28 protein-coding genes and 1 other RNA gene are annotated in these 25,664 nt (G+C 52.4%); 18 read left to right on the top strand and 11 right to left on the bottom strand.

Annotated elements, in window-relative coordinates:
* Nucleotides 1-207: 207 nt before the first annotated feature.
* Both P0X86_RS23565 and P0X86_RS23560 read right to left on the bottom strand, forming a co-directional pair.
* The gene (locus P0X86_RS23565) at nucleotides 208-402 is read right to left on the bottom strand and encodes a hypothetical protein (protein WP_006211704.1); all 195 of its coding nucleotides are present in this window, start codon (nucleotides 400-402) and stop codon (nucleotides 208-210) included.
* Between the two features lie 173 nt (nucleotides 403-575).
* Nucleotides 576-1,397: a YitT family protein gene (locus P0X86_RS23560; RefSeq protein ID WP_192571030.1), complete on the bottom strand. Its 822-nt coding sequence runs from the start codon at nucleotides 1,395-1,397 to the stop codon at nucleotides 576-578.
* Between the two features lie 286 nt (nucleotides 1,398-1,683).
* On the opposite strand from P0X86_RS23560, the gene cshA reads away from it, so the two are divergent.
* Nucleotides 1,684-3,285 carry a degradosome RNA helicase CshA gene (cshA, locus tag P0X86_RS23555; protein ID WP_277746612.1) on the top strand — a complete coding sequence of 534 codons (1,602 nt, stop codon included), beginning with the start codon at nucleotides 1,684-1,686 and terminating at the stop codon, nucleotides 3,283-3,285.
* 195 nt (nucleotides 3,286-3,480) lie between these two features.
* On the opposite strand, the gene P0X86_RS23550 is transcribed toward cshA, so the two are convergent.
* Nucleotides 3,481-3,582, bottom strand: coding sequence for a hypothetical protein (locus P0X86_RS23550; RefSeq protein WP_015736696.1), 102 nt, complete (start codon nucleotides 3,580-3,582; stop codon nucleotides 3,481-3,483).
* 188 nt (nucleotides 3,583-3,770) lie between these two features.
* Between P0X86_RS23550 and P0X86_RS23545 the strand changes: the two genes are divergently transcribed.
* The 3 genes from P0X86_RS23545 to P0X86_RS23535 all read left to right on the top strand — a co-directional run bounded on the left by P0X86_RS23545 (nucleotide 3,771) and on the right by P0X86_RS23535 (nucleotide 5,349).
* Nucleotides 3,771-4,574, top strand: coding sequence for a YesL family protein (locus P0X86_RS23545; protein WP_015736695.1), 804 nt, complete (start codon nucleotides 3,771-3,773; stop codon nucleotides 4,572-4,574).
* A 45-nt stretch (nucleotides 4,575-4,619) separates the two neighbouring features.
* Nucleotides 4,620-4,811: non-coding RNA, 6S RNA (ssrS, locus tag P0X86_RS23540), on the top strand.
* A gap of 145 nt (nucleotides 4,812-4,956) precedes the next feature.
* Nucleotides 4,957-5,349 (top strand): DUF1499 domain-containing protein, encoded by a 393-nt coding sequence (locus P0X86_RS23535; RefSeq protein WP_006211699.1) that lies wholly within the window; start codon nucleotides 4,957-4,959, stop codon nucleotides 5,347-5,349.
* A 72-nt stretch (nucleotides 5,350-5,421) separates the two neighbouring features.
* Here P0X86_RS23535 and tpx read toward each other — a convergent pair whose 3' ends face one another.
* Complete coding sequence (gene tpx / locus P0X86_RS23530) at nucleotides 5,422-5,940, bottom strand: thiol peroxidase (RefSeq protein WP_009594784.1); 519 nt, start codon at nucleotides 5,938-5,940, stop codon at nucleotides 5,422-5,424.
* A 122-nt stretch (nucleotides 5,941-6,062) separates the two neighbouring features.
* Here tpx and P0X86_RS23525 point away from each other — a divergent pair, with 122 nt between their 5' ends.
* Together P0X86_RS23525 and gltC are read left to right on the top strand one after the other, a co-directional pair.
* Nucleotides 6,063-6,677: a rhomboid family intramembrane serine protease gene (locus tag P0X86_RS23525; RefSeq protein ID WP_096776054.1), complete on the top strand. Its 615-nt coding sequence runs from the start codon at nucleotides 6,063-6,065 to the stop codon at nucleotides 6,675-6,677.
* 91 nt (nucleotides 6,678-6,768) lie between these two features.
* Nucleotides 6,769-7,689, top strand: a complete 921-nt coding sequence (gene gltC / locus P0X86_RS23520; protein ID WP_009594790.1) for a glutamate biosynthesis transcriptional regulator GltC — start codon at nucleotides 6,769-6,771, stop codon at nucleotides 7,687-7,689.
* 134 nt (nucleotides 7,690-7,823) lie between these two features.
* Here the strand turns inward: gltC and P0X86_RS23515 are convergent, their stop codons facing one another.
* Both P0X86_RS23515 and P0X86_RS23510 read right to left on the bottom strand, forming a co-directional pair.
* Nucleotides 7,824-8,504, bottom strand: a complete 681-nt coding sequence (locus P0X86_RS23515) for a zinc metallopeptidase (RefSeq protein WP_009594846.1) — start codon at nucleotides 8,502-8,504, stop codon at nucleotides 7,824-7,826.
* Between the two features lie 43 nt (nucleotides 8,505-8,547).
* A complete protein-coding gene (locus tag P0X86_RS23510; RefSeq protein ID WP_009594823.1) occupies nucleotides 8,548-8,997 on the bottom strand; it encodes a MerR family transcriptional regulator in 450 nt (149 codons plus the stop codon).
* A 316-nt stretch (nucleotides 8,998-9,313) separates the two neighbouring features.
* Between P0X86_RS23510 and P0X86_RS23505 the strand changes: the two genes are divergently transcribed.
* Genes P0X86_RS23505 through P0X86_RS23495 form a run of 3 tightly spaced genes read left to right on the top strand, consistent with a single transcriptional unit; the run spans nucleotide 9,314 to nucleotide 12,621 of the window.
* Nucleotides 9,314-10,753, top strand: a complete 1,440-nt coding sequence (locus P0X86_RS23505) for an ammonium transporter (RefSeq protein ID WP_277746611.1) — start codon at nucleotides 9,314-9,316, stop codon at nucleotides 10,751-10,753.
* 51 nt (nucleotides 10,754-10,804) lie between these two features.
* On the top strand, nucleotides 10,805-11,884 hold the full coding sequence (locus tag P0X86_RS23500; RefSeq protein WP_096776052.1) for a DUF294 nucleotidyltransferase-like domain-containing protein: 1,080 nt from the start codon (nucleotides 10,805-10,807) through the stop codon (nucleotides 11,882-11,884).
* Nucleotides 11,881-12,621, top strand: coding sequence for a 3'-5' exonuclease (locus P0X86_RS23495; RefSeq protein ID WP_277746610.1), 741 nt, complete (start codon nucleotides 11,881-11,883; stop codon nucleotides 12,619-12,621). The genes P0X86_RS23500 and P0X86_RS23495 overlap by 4 nt, the downstream gene beginning before the upstream one ends.
* 36 nt (nucleotides 12,622-12,657) lie before the next feature.
* Here the strand turns inward: P0X86_RS23495 and P0X86_RS23490 are convergent, their stop codons facing one another.
* Nucleotides 12,658-13,191 carry a M67 family metallopeptidase gene (locus P0X86_RS23490; protein ID WP_277746609.1) on the bottom strand — a complete coding sequence of 178 codons (534 nt, stop codon included), beginning with the start codon at nucleotides 13,189-13,191 and terminating at the stop codon, nucleotides 12,658-12,660.
* A gap of 164 nt (nucleotides 13,192-13,355) precedes the next feature.
* Here P0X86_RS23490 and P0X86_RS23485 point away from each other — a divergent pair, with 164 nt between their 5' ends.
* Nucleotides 13,356-13,907: a TlpA family protein disulfide reductase gene (locus P0X86_RS23485; RefSeq protein WP_277746608.1), complete on the top strand. Its 552-nt coding sequence runs from the start codon at nucleotides 13,356-13,358 to the stop codon at nucleotides 13,905-13,907.
* Between the two features lie 91 nt (nucleotides 13,908-13,998).
* Here the strand turns inward: P0X86_RS23485 and cimA are convergent, their stop codons facing one another.
* Nucleotides 13,999-15,615, bottom strand: coding sequence for a citramalate synthase (gene cimA, locus P0X86_RS23480; RefSeq protein WP_277746607.1), 1,617 nt, complete (start codon nucleotides 15,613-15,615; stop codon nucleotides 13,999-14,001).
* A gap of 352 nt (nucleotides 15,616-15,967) precedes the next feature.
* Between cimA and P0X86_RS23475 the strand changes: the two genes are divergently transcribed.
* From P0X86_RS23475 to P0X86_RS23465, 3 genes are all read left to right on the top strand, one after another.
* Nucleotides 15,968-17,290 (top strand): DNA polymerase IV, encoded by a 1,323-nt coding sequence (locus P0X86_RS23475; protein WP_096776050.1) that lies wholly within the window; start codon nucleotides 15,968-15,970, stop codon nucleotides 17,288-17,290.
* Between the two features lie 188 nt (nucleotides 17,291-17,478).
* The gene (locus tag P0X86_RS23470) at nucleotides 17,479-17,718 is read left to right on the top strand and encodes a ferredoxin (RefSeq protein ID WP_009594795.1); all 240 of its coding nucleotides are present in this window, start codon (nucleotides 17,479-17,481) and stop codon (nucleotides 17,716-17,718) included.
* 167 nt (nucleotides 17,719-17,885) lie between these two features.
* Nucleotides 17,886-19,289 (top strand): L,D-transpeptidase, encoded by a 1,404-nt coding sequence (locus P0X86_RS23465; RefSeq protein WP_096776049.1) that lies wholly within the window; start codon nucleotides 17,886-17,888, stop codon nucleotides 19,287-19,289.
* Here the strand turns inward: P0X86_RS23465 and P0X86_RS23460 are convergent.
* Entirely contained in the window at nucleotides 19,286-19,423 is a 138-nt protein-coding gene (locus tag P0X86_RS23460) for a hypothetical protein (RefSeq protein WP_015736685.1), read from the bottom strand. The genes P0X86_RS23465 and P0X86_RS23460 overlap by 4 nt on opposite strands.
* Before the next feature lie 195 nt (nucleotides 19,424-19,618).
* Here P0X86_RS23460 and P0X86_RS23455 point away from each other — a divergent pair, with 195 nt between their 5' ends.
* Genes P0X86_RS23455 through P0X86_RS23445 form a run of 3 tightly spaced genes read left to right on the top strand, consistent with a single transcriptional unit; the run spans nucleotide 19,619 to nucleotide 21,984 of the window.
* The gene (locus P0X86_RS23455) at nucleotides 19,619-20,713 is read left to right on the top strand and encodes a quinone-dependent dihydroorotate dehydrogenase (RefSeq protein ID WP_277749083.1); all 1,095 of its coding nucleotides are present in this window, start codon (nucleotides 19,619-19,621) and stop codon (nucleotides 20,711-20,713) included.
* 25 nt (nucleotides 20,714-20,738) lie between these two features.
* Nucleotides 20,739-21,551: a GTP diphosphokinase gene (gene yjbM / locus P0X86_RS23450; RefSeq protein WP_096776046.1), complete on the top strand. Its 813-nt coding sequence runs from the start codon at nucleotides 20,739-20,741 to the stop codon at nucleotides 21,549-21,551.
* Complete coding sequence (locus P0X86_RS23445) at nucleotides 21,541-21,984, top strand: DUF309 domain-containing protein (protein WP_090909553.1); 444 nt, start codon at nucleotides 21,541-21,543, stop codon at nucleotides 21,982-21,984. Before yjbM ends, P0X86_RS23445 begins: the two co-directional genes overlap by 11 nt.
* Nucleotides 21,985-22,138: 154 nt before the next feature.
* Here P0X86_RS23445 and P0X86_RS23440 read toward each other — a convergent pair whose 3' ends face one another.
* Both P0X86_RS23440 and P0X86_RS23435 read right to left on the bottom strand, forming a co-directional pair.
* Nucleotides 22,139-22,594 (bottom strand): PCYCGC motif-containing (lipo)protein, encoded by a 456-nt coding sequence (locus tag P0X86_RS23440; RefSeq protein ID WP_090909435.1) that lies wholly within the window; start codon nucleotides 22,592-22,594, stop codon nucleotides 22,139-22,141.
* Nucleotides 22,591-23,118 (bottom strand): thioredoxin family protein, encoded by a 528-nt coding sequence (locus tag P0X86_RS23435; protein ID WP_096776045.1) that lies wholly within the window; start codon nucleotides 23,116-23,118, stop codon nucleotides 22,591-22,593. The genes P0X86_RS23440 and P0X86_RS23435 overlap by 4 nt, the downstream gene beginning before the upstream one ends.
* A gap of 159 nt (nucleotides 23,119-23,277) precedes the next feature.
* On the opposite strand from P0X86_RS23435, the gene P0X86_RS23430 reads away from it, so the two are divergent.
* Nucleotides 23,278-24,882, top strand: coding sequence for an RsmB/NOP family class I SAM-dependent RNA methyltransferase (locus P0X86_RS23430; RefSeq protein WP_277746606.1), 1,605 nt, complete (start codon nucleotides 23,278-23,280; stop codon nucleotides 24,880-24,882).
* Nucleotides 24,879-25,640, top strand: coding sequence for a pseudouridine synthase (locus tag P0X86_RS23425; RefSeq protein WP_096776043.1), 762 nt, complete (start codon nucleotides 24,879-24,881; stop codon nucleotides 25,638-25,640). The genes P0X86_RS23430 and P0X86_RS23425 overlap by 4 nt, the downstream gene beginning before the upstream one ends.
* Nucleotides 25,641-25,664 lie beyond the last annotated feature (24 nt).

The following is a 25,664-nucleotide window of genomic DNA, read 5'->3' as shown; positions in this document are numbered from 1 at the left end:
TGTGAACATGGGGAGTAACAAGTCGGATTAGAAACACAAAAAGAAGATAGATAGCGGTTACATGCGGCCTTTTGCTGCTTAACGGGTAATGACGTGCCTATAGAATTCACAGTTTCTCATAAAAAAATGCCGTTTTTCACCGGTGGATTTTACCTGTACCGGAGAAGAACGGCATTTGTCGTGCAATGATCGCGTGTTGCTTTAAAATTAATGAAGCGGAGTTTGATTCTGATGCTCGCAAATGCTGAACTGAATGATCTCAAGAGCGTCCTCCTGCTCCAGAATACTCAGCCCGTCCCTAAGAACGATCATGGAATTCAATTCGTTCTGTCTGAAGAACGGTATCATTTCCGGGAACCACTTCATGACGATTTGTGACAATTTTACCGTTTCCATTTCCATAAAAATCACCCTTTCCTTCCGAATTGGTTAGGCAGGACGTTCTTTTGTAAAACGGAAAAACAATTAAAATTGGGCCTGAGCGTTCGCCCGGGAATCAGATCTCATGAATATTGTAGGAACCGCGCACTAATATTATACCACAAATTTACCGCTCCCTCACACCTGGTAAATATTTAGTTCTTGCGGAATTGCCCCATGACGGCCGTCGTTTCCACGATATTGACGAAAGCCTCGGGGTCGGTTTCCGTAATGATTTGCTTCAGCTCAGCCAGCTCATATCGCGTCGTGACGGTCATGAGCATATCCTTCTCTTTATGGCTGAAAGCTCCCTGGGTTTTGATCTTGGTTATGCCGCGGGGGCGCTTGAGCAGCTTCTCCAGCAAGGCCTCCGTCCGGTTCGTCACGATAAAGACGGTCACCTTGATGTGGCTGATGTGAAGCATATCCACCATTTTACCGGCAACATAGATGGAGGCCATGGAAGCGAGGGCCAGGTTCCAGTCCTGCTCCAGATAAGCTACAGCCATGATGACGATGGCGTTCAGCGTCACCAGCACGCTGCCGACGGGGAAGTCCCGATATTTCGTGACCAGGGAGCCGATGATATCGAAGCCCCCGGTCGAACCGCCGACCCGAAAGGAGAGGCCGGTGCCGAACCCGACAAGCACGCCGCCGAAAACCGAGGACAGCAGCATGTCGGTTGCGACCGAGTTCACCGGGATCAGCTCCAGAAACAAGGTTGTGACGATAACCGAGAGGATGCTGAGACCGACGAACCTTTTGCCCAGCTTGAACCAGCCGGTGATCAGGATCGGAATGTTGAGGACAAAATACATGATGCTGATATTAAGCGGCGTGAAATAACCGATCACGAGGGCCACGCCCGATACGCCGCCGCTGAGCAGATGATGGGGAATCAGAAACAGATTGAATCCGGCGGCGATAACGATGCCCCCGAATACGATTGAGAAATAGGTCCATAGACGCTTCAGCATAGGAATCACCTCCCGGTTATTATGACTTCTTTAAGCTTGCTGGTATTCCAGAATTGTTTTGTGATATAATGTATTGGATATTCTTGAGTAGTCCGTTACATTGATAACTTTGCAAGCTTATCAGGATGATTATACATTAACCAGTTTTTATACTGGTGATAAGAGAAATATACCGGTTCACCTCATGCAGAAAATCCTGCTGGCCGGGAAAGCCTATAAACGTTACCACTACTTAAGAATACAGAGAAGAAAGTGGATGTCCACAGATAGAAGGAGTATGAACCTATTGAAAAATTTTGCAGATTTTGGCTTGGAGCCGCGCGTGCTGCAAGCAATCACTGAGCTTGGCTTCGAGGAAGCCACACCGATTCAATCCCAATCGATTCCGATTGCACTCACCGGAAAAGACATGATTGGACAAGCACAGACTGGTACAGGTAAGACAGCAGCATTCGGCCTACCTCTTATCCACAAAATCGCCAAAGAAGAAGAGCGTATCGTCGCTCTCGTAATGACCCCAACCCGCGAACTTGCCATTCAGGTTGCAGAAGAAATCGGCAAGCTGTCCCGTTTCAAAGGAATCCGTTCCTTGGCCATTTACGGCGGACAGGATATCGGGCGTCAAATCCGCGCTTTGAAAAGAAAGCCTCAGATTATTATCGGTACACCGGGTCGATTACTTGACCACATCAACAGAAAAACCATCCGTCTTGATGACGTACAAACCGTTGTACTGGACGAAGCGGATGAAATGCTGGACATGGGCTTCATGGACGACATCCAGTCGATCCTCAAGCTGGTTCCAGAAGAACGTCAAACCTTGCTGTTCTCCGCAACTATGCCGCCTAACATTCAGAAGCTGGCATCCCAGTTCCTGAACGAACCTGAGCATGTATCTGTTATTCCTAAGCACGTTAGTGCTCCACTGATCGACCAAGCATATATCGAAGTTCCTGAACGTCAAAAATTCGAAGCCTTGAGCCGCCTTCTGGATATGGAGTCGCCTGAGCTTGCGATTGTCTTCGGACGTACCAAGCGCCGTGTCGACGAATTGGCAGAAGCCCTGCAAAAACGCGGATATTCGGCAGATGGCCTCCATGGCGACCTGTCCCAGCACCAACGTGATACCGTCATGCGTAAATTCCGCGACGGCAGCATCGATGTGCTCGTGGCGACAGACGTGGCCGCGCGCGGTCTCGACGTATCCGGCGTTACCCATGTCGTAAACTTTGACTTGCCGCAAGATCCGGAAAGCTATGTACACCGTATTGGACGTACGGGCCGTGCGGGCAAGGAAGGTACAGCCTGGTCCTTCGTCACGCCGCGTGAAATGGATCATCTGTATTTCATCGAGCGTGTGACGCGCCACCGTATTCCGCGCAAGCCGCTGCCAACGATTGCCGAAGCGATCGAAGGTAAACAGCGCATCATCGCTGAGCGCGTGCTTGAAATCATTGAGCAAGGGGAATTGACCGAGTACAAAGGTCTTGCCATTCAATTGCTGGAGCAGTACGATTCCGTACAATTGCTTGCAGCTGCAATGAAAATCCTGACAGGCGACAAGAAGGAAGCATCCGATATTCACCTTACCCCTGAGGATCCGATCCGCGCTAAACGCCGGAAGCCGGATATCCGTAATGGCCGCAAACCTAGCGGCGGTTATGGCGGACGCGGCAACAGCGGCGGATATCGCCGTGACGGCGGAAGCGGCGGCGGTGGTAACCGTGGCGGCTACTCCAAAGGCGGATACAACCGAGACGGCGGTGGTGGTTATAACCGTGACCGCGATGGCGGTGGTTACAACCGTGACCGCAACAACAGCGGTGACCGCAAACCGCGTTCCTACAGCGGCGGCGAGCGTCGTCCTAACCGGAGCGGGGACGAATAATAACGGCTAACTTCCTTTACCGGGAGTAATCTGCCAAAAACACCAAAAGACGAAGCAGCAGCCCACGCCAAGTGGAGCCGCGCTTCTTCTTTTTTGTTCATGGTTAAAGAAGATGCACCCTGAGTGCATCCCTTTAACCGCGCAGTTTAAACCCACGATCAGCCCATCTGTTTCACGATAATGACTAAGGAGACATTAGATATAGAATGTGCTGAGAATAATTACAAGCAGGATGAACAGAACCAGGACAATACCAACGTTATTTCCGTAGCCGTAACCTCCGCCTTCACAAGACATACATAATCCCTCCTCTTTAAATTTGGAAATTCAAGCTTGTTGAATGGATTACGTGATATCGTATGGAGAAACAGGGCCACTGGATTGGATATACACCCAGGTTCGTATAAATTAGGCTCTGGCAATGCATGTACAAAATAAGGTATATTAATAGATACATGCATGATTTGAGTGAGGAGGAAACGGATTTGGAAATGAAAGGAGCCATGGGTGGCTTATATAAGCTCACCGAGTGGATTACCCGTATTGCTTTTTCGAACATCTTGTGGGTTATTTGTACATCGCCTTTCCTGTTTATCGTTCTAACCAAATTCCTAATGGCCGTTCAGACGCCGGAAGCGCATAACGAGCAGCTGCTGTCGAACTGGATCCTGGGAATATTATCACCGTTTGTTTTGTTTCCGGCTACGGCGGCTTTATTTACCGTTGTGCGGAAATGGGTAATGGGCAATCCGGACGTGTCCGTGTTCAAAACGTTCTTTAAGGGTTATAAGGAAAATTACAAGCAGAGCATGATCGGCGGTATTTTCTATACGCTGCTGTTCGTGATTATGTACGTGGATTACACGGTTTATATGACGCAGCTCGATGGCTTCCAGCTTGTCGGCATCGTGATGCTGGTGCTGCTCATTGTACTGTTTGTCTCCCTGTTTAATTTCTTCTCCATGACCGTTCATTATGAGATGAAAACGACCCAGCTCCTAAAAAATGCGGTGCTGCTGACTCTGATTCGTCCGTTCCGCGTATTTTCGACTTTGATCGGAAGCGCTGTCTTGGCGTATATCGGCACGCAAATGCCGGTGCTCTTCGTGTTCTTCCTGTTCTGCCTGATGGCCTTGTTCGCGTTCTTTAACTTCTATGCGACCTTTACCAAAATGCAGGAGCAGCAGGAAAAAATGAAGAAGGCCGAGGAAGAGGAGTCGGAAACCGAGCAAGCTCTTCTGGAAAGCATGGATTCTGCCAAAAAGGGAGAGAACGGATCGAAACCTTAAATAACGAGAGGTTTACTTTTCCGGCAAAACCCCCTATAATAAGACTACATCCTGCGATGTTCGTTTCGGTTTTCCGTTGTTTTGAACCAATGACGATGTCTAGGGAGATCTATACGTAATCGTGGCTGAAATGCCCTGTCTATATGACAAGGGGAATTCATAAGCGGTTCTGCGGTCACCCACCTGCTATAGCAGGTTCGAAGACAATGTTTACCGGACGGCATAGGCGGGTTTCGTCAAGCCAATGAATGGGCACCTCTTTTATTTCGAATTCGAAGTGAAAGAGGTGCCTTTTTGCTGTATATAAAGGTTTGCTGAAAGCATAAACAATGTTAAACTAGAGTATGGAAAGGAACGGTCATTTATAAAGGAGGAACGGTCTTTGTCATTAAAACGAGTTCTAATCGGTATCGTGCGCAGCTATGACGGCACAAGCGACCGTGCTAAAGATCCCAAGCTGAAGACGCGTTATTACAATCTTTCAAAAGAAAAGTGTTTTGAAGAGGTTTCCTCGACACTGAAAAAAATTCCGGGTTACAAAGTTCTGCATGAGGTAAAATCCGTGGGAGAAATCACGTTAGAGAAAAGAACCTCCTTTGGACGTACACTGGACATTACCGTATCCGTGCTCGGCATCAGTCCGGTTCGCAGCGCAGTTGACATGTATTCGGCATCCCGCGGTTCCCTTGGGGATCTGGGGGCGAACTACCGGGTCATCTTGAACCTGTACGCTGTACTGGACAAAAAACTGAGCAAGTATAAAGTGGATGCTTAGTAGAATAAGAAAAAGCGGGAGAGCTGCTCTCCCGCTTTTTAAAGGTGTGCCGCATATGTAGCCTTCGGCGTGTTAACGCAGAGATTTCACGGCATCGATGGCAGCTTCGTAATTCGGGTGCTCCGTCATTTCGCCAAGGTATTCTACGTAGGTGATGGTATCGTTAGCATCCACGACGAAGATCGAACGCATGTCGAGCTGAAACTCCTTGATGAGCACGCCATACGCTTCACCGAAAGAACGCGATTTATAGTCGGACAGCGTAATGACCCGGTCAACGCCTGCAGCTCCGCACCAGCGGGCCTGGGCGAACGGAAGGTCGGCACTGATCGTAAGGATCACGACATCGTCGCCAAGTCCGGCGGCCTCTTCGTTGAAACGGCGCGTCTGTGCGTCGCATACCCCGGTGTCGAGGGAAGGAACGACGCTGATCAGCTTGATTTTACCTGCATAATCTTTAAGAGATACGTCTTCGAGCAGGTTCTTGCTCACGGTAAAATCCGGCGCGGCATCACCAGCCTTGAGCTGTGGTCCGATGAGTGTAATAGGATTGCCCTTGAAAGTGGCAGCTCCTGAACGTTCTTGAGCCATGAGAAATCTCCTCCTTGGATATCAAAGTTTGGTGATCAGGTTCATGGTACATTATAATCTTTTTAAAAAGGGAATGTCCACTAAAGGGCACCCCTGGCCTGGTTTAGGATGAGGAGGATGCTATGATATTCGTACGTTATGAGAATTGGAAAAGTTATTTGCGTTATTATCCCGTTACATCGCTGCTGCTTGTGATCAACCTGGTGATGTTTGTAATCACATCCTTTGACGGCGGTTCGAGGAATCCGATGACGCTGCTGAAATATGGAGCTTTGTCGGATTTGCCGCAGTTCGTCGACCAGGCATGGAGATATTTTACGGCGATGTTCCTCCATAACGGATTTGACCATTTGTTGTTCAACAGCTTCGCACTGCTGGTATTCGTTCCCCCGCTGGAGAGAATCATGGGGAGCTGGAAATTTGCCATTCTATATCTGCTCAGCGGTGTTCTCGGTAATGTAATCGGATTGGCTTATTATGAGCGCATGGAGGACTATACCTTCCTTGTAGGCGCCTCAGGAGCCATATACGGAGCTTATGGCGCTTATCTGTACATCGCCTTGTTCCAGCAGCATGTCATTGATGAGTCGTCCCGCAAGACGCTGTTCACCCTGCTTATATTGGGGATCTTGTTCTCGTTTACCCCAGGGGTCAGCCTTGTAGCCCATGTCGGCGGATTGGTAGGCGGATTTTTCCTCTACGGTCTCATGATTCGATTATTCAAACGTCGAACATAATCGGACCTAAGAGGGTCTGTTATAATAGAATTGGATGATTTGGATAAAGTCTTCAAGTCTTCTAGGGAATAAGAATGGAGCGATAAAAGGCGTGGAATTACGACAGTTGCAATACTTTGTAAAGGTTGCGCAAAAGGAACACGTTACCCAAGCGGCAGAAGAGCTTCATGTGGCTCAGTCGGCCGTCAGCCGTCAAATACATCAGTTGGAAGAAGAACTGGGTGTTAATTTGTTCATGCAAAAAGGCCGGAATCTGCAGTTAACCCCGGTAGGCCAGCTTTTTTGCAAACGGGTGGAGAGCATTATGAAGGATTTGGACCGTGCGGTCGTCGAGATACATGAATTCCTGGACCCGGAGCAAGGGGAAATCCGTATCGGTTTCCCTCACAGCCTGGGCATACATTTGATTCCGTCCATCGTGGCTGAATTTCGGAAGAAGTACCCGAACGTGAAGTTCCGGTTTAAGCAGGGCATGTTCCCGACTTTGATCCGGGACGTCGTCGGGGCTGAAGTGGATTTGGCGTTTGTGTCTCCGTTTCCGGATCGCCACGATCAAGTGGACGGAGATATCGTGTTGACAGAGGAGCTGTTTGCGATCCTGCCGCCGAATCACCCGCTTGCGGGGGAGCAGTCCATCAAGCTGGAGCAATTGAAGGAGGAACGCTTTGTGCTGTTCAGCAAGGGCTACTCCTTGCGCCCGATTGTATGGCATGCCTGCCTGGAGGCCGGGTTCACGCCGAAAATTGCTTTTGAAGGCGAGGAGACGGATACGATCCGCGGGCTGGTTGCTGCCGGCATGGGGGTCAGCCTGCTACCTGAAATGGCGCTGTTCCAGACGAATCCGCTTCAACCGGCACGCGTCCGAATCTCGGAGCCGAAGGTAACGCGTTCCATCGGTCTGATTCACCGCGCGGACGAGAAGCTGCCACCGGTTGCGCAAGCCTTCCGTGCGTTTCTGCTTCAATATTTTGGCATTGATCCGTCGCCGAAAAAGGAAGAGAAAGCGGAATGACGCTTCTCTTCTTCTAAGAGTCTAGAATTCAAGATGGACATCATCAAGTGATTATAAAAAAAGAGGGCTTTCCGTCTCCGCCAATCAAGGTAGAGAGGAAAGCCCTTTATCGTTGTTCTTCATGTCAAACGGGTTTATTCGCGGTTGCTCGTAAAGATCATGATGTAACGGATCAGCTCGAGCAGCGAGATCAAAGCTGCAGCGACGTAGGTCAGGGCCGCAGCGTTCAATACCTTAGCGACTCCGCGTTCTTCGTCATTGGCAATATAGCCTTCTTGAACCATCAGCTGACGGGCACGGTTGCTTGCGTTAAACTCGACCGGCAGCGTGACAAGCTGGAAGGCAACGGCGCAAGAGAAGAAGATAATGCCGAGACCGACCAGGTTCATGGCTTGGAACAGGAATCCGGCAATCAAGAGAAACGGAGCGATACCGGATGCAAAGTTAACGACCGGGAACATCTTGTGACGGGCTACGAGCATCGGATAGTGCTCCGCATGCTGGATCGCATGGCCTACCTCGTGACAAGCGACGGAGACGGCCGAGATGGTACGTTCGTAATAAACAGGCTCCGACAACCGGACTACGCGTTTGGTCGGGTCATAGTGGTCAGAGAGCGTGCCTGGCACCGGTTCAATCGGTACGTCATGGAGTCCGTTGGCATCCAGCATATGCCGCGCTGCATCGTATCCGGTCATACCGGTGCTGTTTTCAACCTTGGCCCATTTGTTGAACGTGCCTTTGACCCGGAACTGAGCCCAGAGAGAGAATATAAACGCAATAATAATGAGTATAAACATCCAGTCAGAATACATTTATCATACCCCCATACAAAGTTGTCAATTTGGTGTTGCATCATTACATCGAAGTGAACTGGTTCAGCAAAATTTGCAGCGACTCGATACAGGCAGCTCCCTTAGGAAGAATGTTAGCGAGCACCTCCCGTGCTTGACTGGGTTTTAATTCGCTTAGAAGCGGGTTGAGCTCCTTGACATCCCGTTCCAGCTGTTTCATCTGTATTTCGAGTTTGGTTAGCTTCTCCGTCATTTCGGAATCATCGGCAACCGACTTCCAGCGATCCAGTCTCTCCTTAATCTCATCGAGAGTATATTTCTCTTGCTTCAACTGATTAATACGTTCGAGAGTGCTTAAGGTTTCAGAACTGTACAGCCGGTAGTTTTTTAACGTCCGTTTTTCAGGGGAGATCAAACCCAGCTTCGTATAGTAGTCAATGGTTCTTTCGCTGATTCCGGCAGCCTTGGCCAGCTCACCGATCCGGAAAAGGTTTCCGCTCGTGATCCCCATCATTCATCACCTCGCAAGCCTTCATTGAATTGGACATTAATGAATGCATTTATATTTTCATTTTAATAGAAATATGATACATGATCTTCAACCATACAGTCAAACGTCATAGTTGTGACAAAAAACCTTGAAGCCTAGTTTATTTTGGACTGAGCATCATGTTAAACGATTTGCACTGTATGCACTTAATGTTAGATTATATTACATAAAGGAAGTTTTTTTTGAAAAAAACCGTTGCGGATTTTTAATCTCCCCCCTATAATGACAATAAGAATTCAAGGTTATGTTATATTAGTTAACACAAAGGGGAGTGTAAAACATGAAAAAAAGATGGCTAGGTTTAATGGCGGGAGTAATCGCTCTACTCGCATTCCCGGCGAGCGCGTTCGCCGCTGATGGGGGAGCCACGAACGTTGAATTGACGGCTGGTCTGAACTCCGTATTCGTATTCTTGGCAGCGCTGCTCGTATTTTTCATGCAAGCAGGGTTCGCTCTGCTGGAGGCCGGTTCGGTTCGCATGAAAAATGCGGGACACGTCGCAGGCAAGACCTTTCTGACCTTCGGCATTTCGATCGTAGCCTTCTGGGCGCTAGGGTTTGGTCTAGCCTTCGGTAACGGCAACAGCTTTTTCGGATTTGAAGGCTTTTTCTTAAGCGGAGACAATGCAGCAGGCTCATTTGATTCCTTGTCCGCATACGATGTGCCGACGACCATCATGTTCCTGTTCCATCTGTCCTTTGCGGCCGTATCCTTGGCGATCGCTTGCGGCGGTATGGCAGAACGGGCAAAGCTCAGCGTTTATATCGTGTTTGGATTGCTGTTCACCATCGTGATTTACCCGATCGTTGCTCACTGGGTATGGGGCGGCGGCTGGCTCGGCGCTCTGGGCATGCAGGACTTTGCCGGATCGACGGTCGTTCACTTGACAGGCGCAACAGCAGCACTGGTGGCTACCATTCTTCTGAAGCCTCGACTTGGCAAATATAATAAAGACGGGAAGCCTAACAGCATACCGGGTCATAACCAAGTTTTATCCGTACTCGGCGTATTCATCATCTGGATCGGCTGGTTCGGGTTTAACCCGGGCAGCACCATCTCGGCACTCACAGACGGTTTCTTCGGTTTCGTGGCATTGAATACGAATATCGCGGCGGCGGCAGGCGCACTGGCCGCATTGCTGATCTCTTGGGCGGTTCTTGGCAAAGCGGATATTCCTAGCATGCTGAACGGTATTCTCGCTGCATTCGTTGCCATCACAGGCGCTTGTGCTTTCGTGGAGCCTTGGGCGGCCGTTGTGATCGGCGCCGTAGCGGGTACGATTACGTTCTTTACGGCGCAATGGTTTGACCGCAAAGGTATCGATGATCCTGTATATGCATTCTCCGTACACGGCATTGCCGGTATGTGGGGTGCCGTGTCCACGGGATTGTTCGCGGCTCCTAGGCTTGTTGAAATCACGGGCGTAGGCAAGGAAGGTTTGTTCTACGGCGGGGGCTTCGGCCAGCTCGGCGTTCAGCTTCTGGGTCTGATCGGCACGTTTGCATTCGTTCTGGTGATCTCGTTCATCATTCTGTATATCATGAAAGTTACGATGGGCATCCGCGTAACGGAGGAAGAGGAATTGATGGGTCTTGATATCAGTGAACATGGAACCTACGGATATCCGGAGCAAATGAAACTTTTGGTGGAAGCGGAAGGGAAATCCCCAGAGTTTCGTTCCGGAAGCAAGGCGGTTCCCGGTAGCGACACGGCTTTATAAGAAGCTCACCATTATCATTGTTCATGAAACAAGTCAGAAGGAGGCCGCGGCATGAAACCTCTGAAATCCGTAAATCTGTTTCCGGCATTGTCGGAAATTCGGAAAGCAGCAACAGCCCAGCAATTACGAGATGAACGGATCGCTTGTCAGAACCAGCTCATCGAGATGCGCAGTAACATGGAGCTGAGAGAGTGGATCGCATCCGTGAATACGATGCACGATCTGATTGGACAGCGTGCCGCGGCAATCTGTGAGCAGGACATGTGGGAGGCTGGCTTTGGCCGGCCTCCTGCGCGTTATGCGTTCGTAGCTTTTGGCAGCTGCGGAAGGCAGGAAGCTACGCTGTGGAGCGATCAGGACAACGGTTTGATCATTGGCGATGAGCTGGAAGAGGAGGCGCTCCCCTTCTTTCGGGAATTTGGGCTTCGGCTGGCGAATCTGCTGGAATATCTCGGGTACCCGAAATGCTCCGGAAAAGTGATGTGTTCCGAGCCATTATGGAGCAAGCGGCTTGGCGATTGGAAGAATCAGATCAGCGAATGGTGCGGAGACCGGCAGTGGGAACCGATACGAAACTTCATTATTGCTTCGGACCTGCGCCATATATCGGGCGATACCGAGCTTTCGGAGGCGTGGGTGGACCATTTCCGCAGCTCCGTCGAGCAGCATCCGGACATCGGCCATGCCGTGCTGCGAAACACGGTCAAGCATAAGGCAACGCTGAATGTCATGGGGCGAATCGTGACGGAGCGGTTTGGAGAGCATGCCGGCGAGTTTGACGTGAAGTATGGCGTTTATATTCCGCTGGTGAACAGCATACGCACCATGGCGCTGCAGCGGGGCATCATCGAAACCTCGACGCAAAAACGCATGGAAAAGGTGATGCTGCTTGAAGGCGGGAATCTGCTGCTGGAAAGCGTGCAGCGCGCTTTTTTGACGGCGCTTCGGTTGAGAAACGATACGCCCATTCGAGTGGAGGACGGGCTGATTACGAGCAGCGGGTATATCCCGCAGGAGCAGCTCAAGAACAAAACCATGCAGTACGAGCTTCGTGATACGCTTGGAGTGGTGAGACGGGTGCACCGATCATTGCAGCGCGAGCATCGTTTTGCGGAGAGGAGAAGCCCATGACTGAACCGGTACAATCGAACGGCGGTTTCTGGAGATCGCTTCGTTCGGGTAACATCAATTCCGCCATCGCCTCCATGCGCGGGGCGCAGACGGCCCAGCAATTGGCATTCATCCGATCCCAGATGAAGGATAACCGGAGGCCGGAGGTTCTGGGCACCCCGCTGGACGAGCTGGAGGTTGTCGTGTTCGATCTGGAAACGACGGGGTTCAACCATCAGCACGGCGATGAAATACTGTCTTTCGGTGCGATCCGGGTCATCGGGGAGCAGGTGATCGAGAATGAAACCTTTCATATGATCGTGAACAGCGGTGCCCCGGTGTCTCCATTCATTGCCGAGCTTACGGGTATCACGCAGCAAATGGTTGATGCAGCCCCGCCTTTAATGGAGGGGCTGCATGATTTCATGGCCTTTATAGGGGGGAGGGTGCTTGTTGCCCATGCCGCCGCGCATGACCGGGGTTTCTTGAACGCCGCCTTGTGGAAGACCTCCAAGGTTCGATTAACGCATCGGCTGCTCGATACGATGATGCTCGCGCAGAGGTTATATCCCGAACAGAAGGATTACAGTCTGGATGAGCTGCTGCAAAGCAGCGGCATTCCGGTGGAGGGAAGGCACCATGCTCTGTCCGATGCGCGCATGACCGCCCGGCTGTGGGCCGATTACATGAAAGACATTCAGGCGCGCGGCCAGGCTACCACGCTAGGAGATTTATACGTCTATCTAAGCGAGGGGTAGCATTGGGATTGGAGATTGGAGGTGTCCGCCAGTTCGTCATTCACTTAGAATTGCAAAAGGGACCGGGGCAAGGGAATAAAATGCCCTTCCCGGAAGCGACTTGGAGCTTGGCGGCAGCTGGCTGAAGGATTCGCGTTCTTCCTCACTCCGGATAATTTTGTAGGCATGGAGCTGCAATGCGTTTAAGCCGGAGGCGCCGGGAACTGCAGGAGAAGCAATCGCATACACCCGGAGCAACCCGCCGAAGGATTGGAGCTGAAGCAGATCCTCGCCCGAGGGGTCAGGCGTGGTATGCGGGTGACTGTGAAACAAACCGACGATGCCTTTTTCAGCCAATACCAAGCGAGTCCACTGAACGGGGTCCAGATGAAAAGAATGCAGCGGAAATTCCGCTGTATTTTTTACGGGAATAAATTGCGTAACGGTTATGGACTGGCTTGCTTCATCGGCATGCCCGATAAGGACGCCGCAAGCTTCCTCCGGCAAACGATGATGCATATGGTCCGACATATGCTCTTTGACGGCCTCGCGCAGCAGAAGCCGCTCTAGGGACGCGTGAGACGGGTTCATGTATAATCCTCCTGGATCATAAAATTGGTCCGATCTTATGATGGCGTCGATCGCGTGTTTGAAAGATCGGGGTTTCAGGGTACAATAGGGACTATAAGTGCGTGTTCAAAAGCGGACTTTTTGAACAACCTCTTTAACTAAGTTTAGCAAAGGAACCTATACCTATGAAACGTAACATCATCATTATCGTCCTGCTTCTTATCGCAGCAGGCGCTGTTGTCTATAATCAAGCCGGCGACGATATCCAGGCCGTCTTCATGCAGGAGAAGCCTCTTCCGACGGAGACGGGGGCCAAAGCCGGCCTGCTTGCCCCGACCTTTACCTTGAAGGGGATGGACGATAAGTCCTATTCCGGCGGCGGAGCGCGCGATAAAGCAATGCTTGTCAATTTCTGGGCATCCTGGTGCGAGCCGTGCAAGCAGGAGGCGCCGGAGCTCGACAAGTTGGCTGCAGAGTATGCAAGTGAGCTCGAAATCTACGGCGTGAACGTGTCCAAGTATGACAATGCGAAGAAAGCGCGTCAATTTGTTCAGGATTTTAACCTTCAATACCCGATCCTTCTCGATACGAAAGGAGAAGTGTTCGAGGAGCTGTATAAAGGGCAGGTTTTCCCGACCAACGTGCTGATCGATCGTAACGGCGTGATTCAGGAAATCATTCTGGGCGCTCCCGATCCCAAGGATCTTCGTAAAAAGGTGGCCAAGCTGGTAAATTAATCGTTTGCTTAGCCAGCTGACAAAACCAAAAAAAAGCGCGGCCGCCATGTCCTGAACATGGTGGATACGCGCTTTTTATATTGGACATAACCTAATGATTCACCAAGCCTTGCCTTGCCGCAGACTCATGCACCTGCTCCGGGGAAATCTGGCCGAGCAGCGCATAACGCATACTGTCCACCAGCGCTTCCCAGCTGGCCTCGATGACATTGCTGGATACCCCGACGGTGTTCCAGGCATTCTCGAAGTTCTTGGATTCGATCAGAACCCGGACCTTGGCTGCCGTTGCATCCTTGTCATCCAGCACCCGCACCTTATAGTCGGCAAGATGCATTTCCTTGAGCGTCGGGAAGTATTGGACCAGCGCTTTACGCAGCGCATTATCGAGGGCATTGACCGGACCGTTGCCTTCCGCAGCGGTATAAATGCTCTCGCCGGCGACGTTGACTTTGACGAAGGCTTCGGAGACGACCGGCTGTCCGGCCGACTTCTCGACCAGCATCTTGAAGGATTCGAAGGTAAACAGCTCCTTGAGCTCTCCGTTCGCTTCCCGAAGAAGCAGCTCCAGGGAAGCGTCTGCGCCTTCGAATTGATACCCTTCATGCTCGAGATCCTTGATCTTACCGATAATATGCTTGGATTGCTCGCTTGCCGGATCAAAGTCAAGCCCCATGTCCTGCGCCTTCGATACGATATTGCTCTGCCCCGCGAGCTCGGAGACCAGCACGCGCTGTTTGTTTCCGACCTTCTCCGGTTCGATATGCTCGTACGTTCTGGAATCGCGCAGGATCGCCGAAACGTGGATGCCCCCCTTATGGGCGAAGGCGGCGTTGCCGACATACGGCTGGTTAACCGGCATGTTAACGTTGGCGATTTCGCTGATATACCGTGCGGTATTCGTCAGCGTGCGGAGGTTGTCGTCACCGATGCACTCATACCCGAGCTTCAGCTGCAGATTCGGAATGATGGAGCACAGGTTGGCGTTCCCGCATCGTTCCCCGTATCCGTTCATCGTTCCCTGCACGTGCAGGACACCGGCCTGCACGGCGCTTAGGGTGTTGGCAACGGCAAGCTCGCAGTCGTTGTGGGTATGAATGCCGAGCGGAGCGCCAGGCAATGGACCCGTCAGCGATGTGACAATGTCCGAAATCTCGTGGGGGAGACTGCCGCCGTTCGTATCGCACATGACAAGCCAGTCGGCGCCTGCTTCCCGTGCCTTGGACAATACGGCAACAGCATATTCCGGATTGTTCTTGAAACCGTCAAAAAAGTGCTCGGCATCAAAAATGACCTCGAGGCCTTTCCGCTTCAGGAAAGCGATGGAATCATAAATCATGGCCAAATTCTCATCGAGTGTCGTTTGAAGCGCCGTATGGACGTGGAAGTCCCAAGACTTCCCGACCAAGGTAGCGGCAGAAACGCCGGATTCCAGAATGCGAAGCAGATTGGCATCCTGGTCGGCAATGGAACCTTTGCGCCGGGTGCTGCCAAAAGCGGTTACTTTTGAGGTTAAGCCGAGATCCTGGACTCTTTTGAAAAATTCGATGTCCTTGCTGTTGCTTCCCGGGATACCGCCTTCAATATAATGAACACCAAGAGCATCGAGCTTCTTGGCGATTTTGACCTTGTCGTCCGCTGACAAGCTGATTCCTTCGCCCTGGGTTCCGTCGCGAAGTGTCGTATCAAAGATGGAAATGGACTTAGACATGATGTCCTCCTTTGGGTGTCCGGGATTGGACCGCATTGTTTATAATTTTGTATTATAGCATTTCTTTGCGGGAAAGTAACAGAGTAAAACAAACTTTTCCCGCAAGGGGCCCATCCATGACCCTTGCGAAGGCGGACGGTATGCTGGACGCGTTAAATCGGGGCCAGCCGTGCGTACATGATTTGCTTCGCGGACAAGATCATGCAGGCATCGATCTCTAAAAACGGTATAATGGAAGAGGCACCATTTGCCTCAAGTACCGTAACCATCATTCAGACCGAACCTTAAATAATGGGGCTGCCCTATTCCCTATAAATTATGAAGAACCGTACCGAGAAAGAAGGAATGCTGCGTGGGACCTATCGACGATTATTATCCGGCCAGCGGCCGCGTTATCCTGCATGTGGATATGAATGCTTTTTACTGCTCCGTGCATGAGGCGGAGGAGCCGGAGCTCTATCGTGGCAAAGCCACGGCCGTCGCAGGCAGCATCGAGCTGCGCAAAGGCGTCATCGTCACCTGCTCCTACGCGGCGAGGTCGCTGGGGATCCGCACCGGCATGAACGTGAGGCAGGCGCTGCGAATCTACCCTGACCTGATGATCATCCAGCCGGATTTCCATCTGTACCGCAAGTATTCCAACGCATTCATGAACATAGCTTATGCTTATACGCCGCTGCTGGAAGCGACTTCGATCGATGAATGTTACCTGGATATTACCGGCTCGAAGCAGTTCGGCACCCCTCTGGATATCGCTCGGGAAATCCAGGAGCGCATCCGCGAGGAGCTGTCGCTTCCGTGCTCGGTCGGCATTGCTCCCAATAAATTGCTGGCCAAGATGGCCTCGGACATGAAAAAGCCCAACGGGCTGTCCGTGCTGCGAATTCGGGACGTCCCGCAGGTGCTTTGGAACAAACCCTGCGCGGAGCTGTTCGGCATCGGGAGCAAGACTGCCGACAAGCTGCGCAAGCTGAACATCCAGACCATTGGGCAGCTGGCTGCCGCCGACGAAAGCCTGCTGACCTCGACCTTTGGCGTGATGGGGTCATGGATGAAACGAGCGGCCAGCGGCATCGATCATGCCCCGGTCGTCGCGGAGCGGGAACAAAGCAAGTCCATCGGACACACGACCACGCTCCCGCAGGATGTTACCTCGGCTGAGGAGGCCAGAAGGGTGCTGCTGAACTTAAGCGATCAGGTAGCGCGCCGCCTCCGCAGGCAGGGCTTGGTGACCAGCGGCATTCAAATTACGCTGCGCACGCCGGACATGAAGACGATCACCAGGTCGAGGCATCTTGCCATCCCGACGGAAAATACCGAGGACATCTACCGGGAAGCGTGCGAGCTGTATAACCGGCATTGGAAGCAGGACAAGCCGCTCCGTCTGCTCGGCGTCACGCTGCAGCAGCTCACGGCGAAGGAGGAATCCGCCATTCAGCTGGACCTGTTCGACTACGAGAAGCAGCCCAAGAAAGAGTCGCTGACCCGGGTGATGGACGAGCTGCGCAATAAATTCGGCGAGAGCGCGGTACTGACCGCCGGCATGCTGGGCGATGACCCATCGTCCTTAATCCGCAATCATAAGCGGAGAGGTACTTCTTTACAGATGGATTTTGTAAGGGAACTGGGGAACGATAATAAAAATACCGATCGTCAGGACCGAGATCGCGATTAGCCGTTTTTTGTTCGTCACAGAACAGCTCATTGGCCTGCAAGTACAGCCGATTTTTGTCGGAAAATGTTAGGAAATTTATTTGTATTCCTAAAACAATTGTATTAATATATGTAGATGGTGGCGGCAGAACCGTCAGCTTATACTATGTTTATAGAGATGTTTATAGATATACAGGAGGAAGAGAGACTATGGCGAAGTTTACTTGGGTAGATAAAGATACCTGCATCGCATGCGGCGCATGCGGCGCAACGGCACCCGACATTTACGATTACGACGACGAAGGCCTGGCAGAAGTTATTTTCGACGGGGACAACAACCGCGGGGTAACGGAAATTCCGGAAGATATGCATGACGACATGCTGGATGCTTGCGACGGCTGCCCAACAGATTCAATTCGGATTGCAGACGAGCCGTTTAACGCAGAATAACAAATTCCGCTCGATCCCTGATATTCCATCTTGAACTCATACCGACGTCCTCTGCCCGACTAAGGCAGGGGGCGTTTTTTCATATCCGGGGACTCATACATAATCGGAGCGTTTATTCCGATATACAGGATAATAGAGGTAAAAATGTCATTATAGGAGGCTCTCGAATGAACAATTCGCTGTACCTCAAAAGATATGTGGAGACGCATCCTGATAATAAAATGGCCTGGTACCTGCTGGGCAAGGAGTATGAGCAGGCCGGCGAGCAGGGCAAGGCGAACTACTGCTACAACAAAGCCGAAGGGGTCTACGAAGCCTTTGAGCTGAGTCAGGTCCCTTCCGACATATGGAAAAATTACGAGCAGCGCTTATTGGAGATGGAGAAGGACAAAGAGCGCAAGCGAAAGAGGACCCGGCGTTTGCTAGCGGCGCTGGTGCTGCTCCTGCTGGTTTTCCTTCCGCCCGCCCAGGCGCCGGGCTCCGCTACAGGGAATGTTGCGGAAGTTTTGTTCCCGCCGCATGAGCCGGCGTCCGCCAATGCGCTCAACAAAGAGAAGCCGGATTCGCGCAAGGAACCGCTGTACACAGCCGTTGCTTCCGGCCAAGGCAAGGACTCCGCGGGTCCGCTGTCCTCATTGCTTCAGCATCCGCAGCAGCTGCCGAATTGGTCGGTTGCGCTGGGTATGAAGCGTTCGGGCAAATGGCTGCTGTGGAGCCGGGACATGGAACGGTTATACGGTCTGCATCGGAATGATCAAGGCGCGATCGCTATTCAGCCTTACGAGGGAGCAGCCGAAGAGTGCGATTGCGAGCCTGCGGACAGTTCGAGGCTTAAGCGGAGCGCGGGGCAGTGGGCCGATCTCCAGGTTGAGACGGCCGTTCTGCAGGAAGCGGCCAAACAGTATAAGGCTCGGCACGGCCGCCTGCCCAAAAGCTTGGATGAATTGACGCAGCCGTTCCCTAGCAATTGGCTGTCCGGCCGCTCGAAAGCGATGGAGCAGATGTTCGAAACGTTAATGCGGCAGCAATCCCAAGGAAATGGCGGTCAAGGGCAACCGGGGCAGCCGGGGAACAGCTTGGAGGAACCTGGATATTGGGGGACTTCGCCGGACGGAGATCCCTTTTTCGAACAGCCGCTTCAGGTCATCATTGACCGGAAACGGCATCGGCTGGCCGTCGTAAGCGGCGGCATCCTGCTGCGTAATTATGCGGTCGGGCTCGGCGGAGCGAAAACGCCGCTGGGTGATTTTCATATCAACGATAAGGTAGTCAATCCGAACGGAACCACGAAGGGTCCCTACGGCACGCGGGGAATGCAGCTTTCCGATACGCTGTACGCGATACACGGGACGCTGGACGTGGACAGCATCGGCGCGAACGAATCCGAGGGCTGTATCCGTATGCTGACTGAGGATGTGGAGGAGCTGTTTGACCTGGTTCCGATGGGAACCGTCGTGAAAATAAGGGAAGGGGTCCTGCCCGAGGACCTGTGGACGCCGAAAGAGCGTTTTAAGCTCAAGCATACCCAGGGTCAGACCAACCCGGGCAAGGTGTATCACTGGCTGGATTAAGGCTGGGCGATCACAATCAGAACGATAATCAGGATAATCAGAAGAGCGATGCCGGAGCTGATCCATAGTATGGCCTTCTTATTAACCTCTTCTTTTTTCTGCTGCAAGGTCGGAGGCTTACGTTTGGCTGACATGTCTTTCCCCTCTTTCTCTCATGATCGTGAAATGATTTGTGCAATCTTCCTTTATTGTAAGGGGTTTGTCCTAAAATTGCCATATCGCTTTCAAGCCGGGACGATCGCTCAGTTTATGCCGAAGAACTTTCCTTTTGAGGAAGAAACGGATAAACTGAAGGATAGAGAAATAACTGGATGAGAGGAAGAGTGGATGTGCTGTACCGCAACATAGGCAAACCTATATTTTTTAGACTGGACCCCGAAAAAGCCCACCACCTTGTGGTTGGCGGCCTTGGACGTGCCTCCGGCGTGGTCGGCGCAGACGCTGTCATGCGGGGGATGTACGGTGTAAACGAAACGCCGGATTTGGCAGTGGACCTGTTCGGGCTTCATTTCCCGACGCCGGTCGGACTTGCCGCCGGATTGGACAAAAACGCTCACGCCGTCAAAGGCTTCTCCTCCATCGGCTTCGGATTTATGGAAGTAGGCACGGTAACCCCGAAGGGACAACCGGGCAATGAACAGCCGCGATTGTTCCGGCTTCCTCCGGATGAGGCGCTCATCAACCGGATGGGCTTCAATAACGAAGGGGCCGAGGCCATGGCCAAAAGGCTGTCCGCACTCAAGGAACGCCGCATTCCGGTTGCCGTCAACATCGGGAAGAACAAGGCGACGCCAAACGAGAAAGCCAACGATGATTATGAAGCTTGCATTCAAGCTTTATTTCCGCATGGCGACTTTTTTGTTGTCAACATCAGCTCGCCGAACACGCCGGATTTGCGCAGCCTTCAGCATGGAAGCGAATTGTCATCCCTGCTGGAAGCCGTCATGAGCGAAATGTCGCGGCAGGCGAAGATCCATGGGGGCGAGAAGGCCGTTCTGGTGAAGATTGCGCCGGACGTGAGCGATGAGGAGCTGGAATTCATGGTGGATACGATCAGCGCCAGCGGCGTTTCCGGCATTATCGCCACGAATACGACGCTTTCGCGGGACGGCCTGACGCACAGCAACGCCAAGGAAACCGGAGGCCTGAGCGGCAAGCCGCTGCGGAACCGCTCGACGGAGATCGTGTCGCGGATCTACAAGCAAACCGGCGGTTCGCTTCCGATTATCGGATCCGGGGGGATTTTTACGGCAACGGACGCTTATGACAAAATACGCGCAGGCGCAAGCCTGGTGGAAATTTATACAGCACTTATCTATGAAGGGCCTGAGGTGAACCGCAAGCTTCATTCCGGTCTCCGGGAGCTGCTTGCACGGGATGGCTTCAGCCATATTTCCGAAGCCGTCGGCGCTAATCATCGGTAAAGGGGTAAAGACAGGAGGCAAGGCGATGGACGTTAGAGACTGGGGGACATTTTTGCTTCCGTATGAGCAGACCGTTGAGGAATTGAAGGTCAAATTCAAGACGATGCGTGCCGAACTGAAAAAAAGGGAGGAATACGCACCCATCGAATTCGTAACGGGTCGGGTCAAACGGATTTCGAGCATACTGGACAAGGCGAAACGCCTCAATGTGCCGATGGACCAGTTGGAAACCGGGATTGAGGATATCGCAGGCATTCGCATTATGTGTCAATTCGTGGAGGATATTCGGCGGGTGGCCGAATATATCCGGGCGCGGAAAGACCTGACTGTGCTATACGAGAAGGATTACATTACCAATTTCAAAGAGAGCGGCTATCGGAGCTTTCATATGATCATTGAATATCCGGTGCAAACGGCTTTGGGGCAAAAGAAGGTGCTTGCCGAAATTCAGATCCGCACGCTGGCCATGAACTTCTGGGCTACGATTGAGCATTCCCTTAGCTACAAGTACCGTGAAAGCCTGCCGGATGACATTCGGGCGCGGCTGAAGAAGGCCGGAGAAGCGGCCAATACGCTGGATACGGAAATGTCGAGCATCCGTGAGGATATTTTGGAGGCGCAGCGGCAGTTCGAGGACGATTCCAATATTACGACGCAGGTGCTGAACGCGATACACAAGCTGTACTTTTTCCATCTGGTCAATGAAGCGATCGCATTCCAGAGCCGCTTTAATGCGATATGGCAGGATCATGACATGGATGAGATGAAGGTGCTTCTGGACGAAGTGAAGGAGCTGTTGGCGGCAGCCAAGAAGAAAGTAAATGAAGATGAGCTATGAGCCGCTATATGTCGCTTACCTCGTCTATTTCAACCGGGACCGGGATTACTTCGAATGCCATGAGGTGTTAGAGGAGTTGTGGCTGGAGCGGGATCGCGATCCCAGGTACAAGGGGCTGCTGCAAGTGGCCGTCGGGCTCTTTCACTTCCGGAACAACAACGTACGAGGAGCATACAAGATGTTCACAAGCGCCGCCTCCCGGCTCGAAAGCTATCCCCGTGATGAACTCGGGATCTCGATGGGGAAGCTGGTAGGCGAGGTGCGGGACTACGCCAAGCAGCTGTTATCGTATGACGTTCATCCGTTCCCCTATAGGGATCTGACGATCGAAATTGGGGATACGGAGCTGAAGCGGGCGGTTTTGTTGGCATCGGAGCGGATCAAGCCGAACATTCCGCAGCGGCGCAAGCCGGAGCGGGCACATGCCAAGTAGCGCCGAGAGAATAAGTAAAAAAAGAGCTGCCCGTCTGTAGAAGGATCTACGTGTGGGCAGCTCTTATTTGTGATTTGCATTTATATGTCTTGGGGCCCCCCGCAAAGTAATTGGAATAAGCATCGAAGCATAGGCTCCACTTTGTGGGGCAATCTCAGGACTCGGTGCCTTTATATTTGTCATCGATGAACTGTTTGATTTCCTCGACGGATTTTCCTTCGTCATGGAGCCGTTTGGCATCCTGCAGCTCGGTCAGGCAGATGCCGCACTGGGCACCATGGTCCGTCCATTTGACTTCGCCGTCCTTGCTCTCGGCGATGAAGCAGCGGTGAAGGGAATCATGATAGCCGGTCTCCTCGTCCATGCAGCCGCAGTAGCACTTGATTTCCTTGATAATGTCCTCAAGTTCTCCGACCGTGGCATAGGTTGCTTGCGTATTGTCGGTGTAATTGGACAGAAACTCCGGCATCACCGTCAGGCTGGCCGTGGTCTCGTATCGTTCGGAAGCGGCGCCGTGCTGATGGCTTGCAGCGGATTCTTTGCCGCCGCATGCGGTCAGCAGCATGCCCGATATGACGAAGGTAAAGAGAATGGCGCGGGTGCGGTTCATTTCGTCACGCTCCCTTTGTATTTATCCAGGAATTGCTTGAAGTCGTCGATGGAGTAGCCTTCGCTGGAACCTTCCGGTTTCAATCCGCCGACCATGCGTTCCTTCTCTATGCCGTTCTCGAAGTATACGAGCGTCGGGGTGAACTCGATGTTGTATTCTCTCCAGCCCTCCTGATACTCGCGGAGATTGTACTGGTGCATCGTAATGCCGGCGTCATCGGCCAATGGCATCAATTCCGGGGTCGTCGCCCGGCAGTGCGGACAATCGGAAGCAAAGAAGTACACGAAAAAGTTCTCTTTGTTGTCGACCTTGCTCTTCAGCTGATCCGGCAAAATGATTTGCTGGTAATTCGGATCATTAAGGAGCTCCTGTGTAGCCGGGTTCAGGCTGGAGACCTTCTTGCCGCCGTATAAATCGCTTGCTTCTCCTTGACCGTTCAAGAAAACGAGTGCGGCAACCAACAGTACGAAGACTCCCCCGAAGGCGTATAACGCGGTGTATTTATTCTTTTTTTTGCGGTTCATGGATCCACCCCCTAATGAGTAATATAAACAAGGACTTGTCCTTTTTAATGTAGTTTATTATACAATATTAAAAGTCGCAGCGGAACATGCGAAAGTTCGCTTCGGCTGTGCGAACATACACTTCAAACCGATACGATACAGAACAGGTAGGTACTTAGTATGGCATTACGTCTGCCTTCGCCGTTTCTGGCGAAGATGAAATCGCTGCTCGGCGAAAACTATGACAATTTTATGAAGTCTTATGAACAACCCCCGTTTGCCGGCATCCGGGTGAACACGCTGAAGATCGGCAAGTCCGATTTCTTGGAAATATCCCCCTTTGCCCTTGCGCCCATCCCCTGGTGTCCAACCGGTTACTATATTCAGGAGGGGGAGCGCCCGGGGCGGCACCCTTACTATCATGCAGGGCTTTATTATATCCAGGAGCCGAGCGCAATGGCTCCCGTCGAGCTGCTTGATGTTACGCCGGGCGACCGGGTACTGGATTTGTGCGCCGCTCCCGGTGGCAAATCCACGCAGATTGCGGCGAAGCTGAAGGGGCGGGGGGTGCTGATCAGCAATGATTTGCATCCGGACCGCACCAAAGCGCTGGCCAAAAATTTGGAGATGTACGGCGTGCGGAATGCCGTGGTGCTGAATGAGGAGCCGGAGCGGATTGCCGGAGCTTTTCCCGAATTTTTCACGAAAATATTGATTGATGCTCCATGCTCCGGCGAAGGGATGTTTCGCAAAGACGAATCCATGCTGAAGTACTGGGAGGAATCGTCTCCGCTCAAGTTTGCGGAGATGCAGCGGGACATCCTGAAATCGGCGGCAGCCATGCTCTGCCCGGGAGGCCGGCTCGTGTATTCCACTTGTACCTTCTCGCCGGAAGAGAATGAAGGGATGATTGCGGAGTTTCTGAGCGAACATCCGGATTTTCGCGTGGTTCCGGTGGATCATTCGGAATTCTTTTCGCCGGGAGAAACGGACTGGATGGCGGGCCAAGGGAACGTGAAGGACGATGTGCTGGGGCAGCTTGCCGGTACCGCCCGATTGTGGCCGCATAAGGTCGGAGGCGAAGGGCATTTCATGGCCGTGCTTCAGCGGGAAGGCGAGCTGGGCCTCCGGGAGGCCGAGAAAGACCAAGCTCCTTGGATCCAGACAGGCAGCCTGAACCACGGTTCGCTTGCTGTCTCCCCGCGGGCCGACTCATCCCGAGAGCGTAAAGGGAAATCCGCTCTCCGGGAAGAGCGGCCGGGAAAACCCGGGAGGGGCAGCAACGGGGCTTCGCGTCAGCAGGCATCCCGCCGAAACGGGGGAGATCGTCAGTCCAATCCGATTTCGCTCGACCCGTTCCAGGCTTTTATCCAAGAGCAGCTGCACGTAAAGCTGCAGGGATATCCCGTTGTCTACGGCAGCCATGTGTACGTATCGCCACTGCCGGAGGAGCGTCTGAAGCAGCTGAAGGCCATCCGTCCCGGATGGTACATGGGACAGCTGAAGAATGAACGATTCGTGCCGGGGCATCCTTTGGCCACGGCGCTGCAAGCGGATGAGGCCGCCCGGCATGTGAGCCTGTCTTCCCAGGACGGCGAAGCGGTCCGGTATTTGAAAGGGGAAACCTTGTCGATTCCGAAGGAACGCGTGACGTGCCGGCCGGGTGCTGAAGCGAAGGGTTATGTGTTAGTGTGTATAGACGGATACTCGGCCGGCTGGGGCAAATGGCAGTCAGGCATGTTGAAGAACGAGTATCCGGCAGGGTGGAGGTGGACATCGGTATGAGTGGCAAAGGCAGGACTACGCAAAGACTGGACAAGGTGCTGTCCAATCTGGGATTCGGCTCGCGGGCCGAATTAAAGAAAAAAGCGAAGCAGGGGAGCATCGTCGTCAACGGAACGGTAACGAAGGATCCGGGAAAACATGTGGATCCCTACGCGGATATCATTGAGTTTGAAGGGGAAACCATTCAATACCGGGAGTACGTGTATCTCATGCTGCACAAACCTCCGGGCGTCGTCTCGGCAACCGAGGATCTGCGCGATCGTACGGTGCTGGATCTGCTGGATGCGGAATATCGGGTCTTTGAGCCGTTTCCGGTGGGCAGGCTGGATAAAGACACGGAAGGACTGCTGCTGCTTACGAATGACGGCAAATTGGCCCATGAGCTGCTGTCGCCCCGGAAGCATATTCCCAAGACTTATGAAGCGACCGTAGAGGGCCGCGTGGACGAAGAGGATGTGCGTCGGTTTGCCGCAGGAGTCACATTGGATGACGGATACGTAACCTTGCCCGGAGAGCTGGCGATCCATTCCCATGAGGAACGGGACGACGGAGTCTCGCTGTCGCGCATCTCGCTGACCATCCATGAAGGCAAATTTCATCAGGTCAAGCGGATGTTTGAGGCGGTAGGCAAAAAAGTCGTGTATCTCAAAAGAATCAGCATGGGCGAACTTCGATTGGATGAAAATCTCGAGATCGGAACTTACCGGGAGCTGACCGAGCAAGAACTGGCTTTGATCGGAAGAGCCGGATCAGAATAGAGAAATAGAGACTTAAAGGATGGA

Source organism: Paenibacillus sp. BR1-192 (assembly GCF_029542445.1).
Lineage (GTDB): Bacteria > Bacillota > Bacilli > Paenibacillales > Paenibacillaceae > Paenibacillus_AQ > Paenibacillus_AQ lautus_A.
This window is presented reverse-complemented; position numbering and strand designations above follow the sequence as displayed.

What these genes read in the sequence shown, in the direction of transcription:
- P0X86_RS23565 (WP_006211704.1), bottom strand. Translation starts at nt 402, where the DNA reads ATGGAAATGGAAACGGTAAAATTGTCACAAATCGTCATGAAGTGGTTC.
- P0X86_RS23560 (WP_192571030.1), bottom strand. Translation starts at nt 1,397, where the DNA reads ATGCTGAAGCGTCTATGGACCTATTTCTCAATCGTATTCGGGGGCATC.
- P0X86_RS23550 (WP_015736696.1), bottom strand. Translation starts at nt 3,582, where the DNA reads ATGTCTTGTGAAGGCGGAGGTTACGGCTACGGAAATAACGTTGGTATT.
- tpx (WP_009594784.1), bottom strand. Translation starts at nt 5,940, where the DNA reads ATGGCTCAAGAACGTTCAGGAGCTGCCACTTTCAAGGGCAATCCTATT.
- P0X86_RS23525 (WP_096776054.1), top strand. Translation starts at nt 6,063, where the DNA reads ATGATATTCGTACGTTATGAGAATTGGAAAAGTTATTTGCGTTATTAT.
- P0X86_RS23515 (WP_009594846.1), bottom strand. Translation starts at nt 8,504, where the DNA reads ATGTATTCTGACTGGATGTTTATACTCATTATTATTGCGTTTATATTC.
- P0X86_RS23510 (WP_009594823.1), bottom strand. Translation starts at nt 8,997, where the DNA reads ATGATGGGGATCACGAGCGGAAACCTTTTCCGGATCGGTGAGCTGGCC.
- P0X86_RS23505 (WP_277746611.1), top strand. Translation starts at nt 9,314, where the DNA reads ATGAAAAAAAGATGGCTAGGTTTAATGGCGGGAGTAATCGCTCTACTC.
- P0X86_RS23500 (WP_096776052.1), top strand. Translation starts at nt 10,805, where the DNA reads ATGAAACCTCTGAAATCCGTAAATCTGTTTCCGGCATTGTCGGAAATT.
- P0X86_RS23495 (WP_277746610.1), top strand. Translation starts at nt 11,881, where the DNA reads ATGACTGAACCGGTACAATCGAACGGCGGTTTCTGGAGATCGCTTCGT.
- P0X86_RS23490 (WP_277746609.1), bottom strand. Translation starts at nt 13,191, where the DNA reads ATGAACCCGTCTCACGCGTCCCTAGAGCGGCTTCTGCTGCGCGAGGCC.
- P0X86_RS23485 (WP_277746608.1), top strand. Translation starts at nt 13,356, where the DNA reads ATGAAACGTAACATCATCATTATCGTCCTGCTTCTTATCGCAGCAGGC.
- cimA (WP_277746607.1), bottom strand. Translation starts at nt 15,615, where the DNA reads ATGTCTAAGTCCATTTCCATCTTTGATACGACACTTCGCGACGGAACC.
- P0X86_RS23470 (WP_009594795.1), top strand. Translation starts at nt 17,479, where the DNA reads ATGGCGAAGTTTACTTGGGTAGATAAAGATACCTGCATCGCATGCGGC.
- P0X86_RS23465 (WP_096776049.1), top strand. Translation starts at nt 17,886, where the DNA reads ATGAACAATTCGCTGTACCTCAAAAGATATGTGGAGACGCATCCTGAT.
- P0X86_RS23460 (WP_015736685.1), bottom strand. Translation starts at nt 19,423, where the DNA reads ATGTCAGCCAAACGTAAGCCTCCGACCTTGCAGCAGAAAAAAGAAGAG.
- yjbM (WP_096776046.1), top strand. Translation starts at nt 20,739, where the DNA reads ATGGACGTTAGAGACTGGGGGACATTTTTGCTTCCGTATGAGCAGACC.
- P0X86_RS23445 (WP_090909553.1), top strand. Translation starts at nt 21,541, where the DNA reads ATGAGCTATGAGCCGCTATATGTCGCTTACCTCGTCTATTTCAACCGG.
- P0X86_RS23440 (WP_090909435.1), bottom strand. Translation starts at nt 22,594, where the DNA reads ATGAACCGCACCCGCGCCATTCTCTTTACCTTCGTCATATCGGGCATG.
- P0X86_RS23435 (WP_096776045.1), bottom strand. Translation starts at nt 23,118, where the DNA reads ATGAACCGCAAAAAAAAGAATAAATACACCGCGTTATACGCCTTCGGG.
- P0X86_RS23430 (WP_277746606.1), top strand. Translation starts at nt 23,278, where the DNA reads ATGGCATTACGTCTGCCTTCGCCGTTTCTGGCGAAGATGAAATCGCTG.
- P0X86_RS23425 (WP_096776043.1), top strand. Translation starts at nt 24,879, where the DNA reads ATGAGTGGCAAAGGCAGGACTACGCAAAGACTGGACAAGGTGCTGTCC.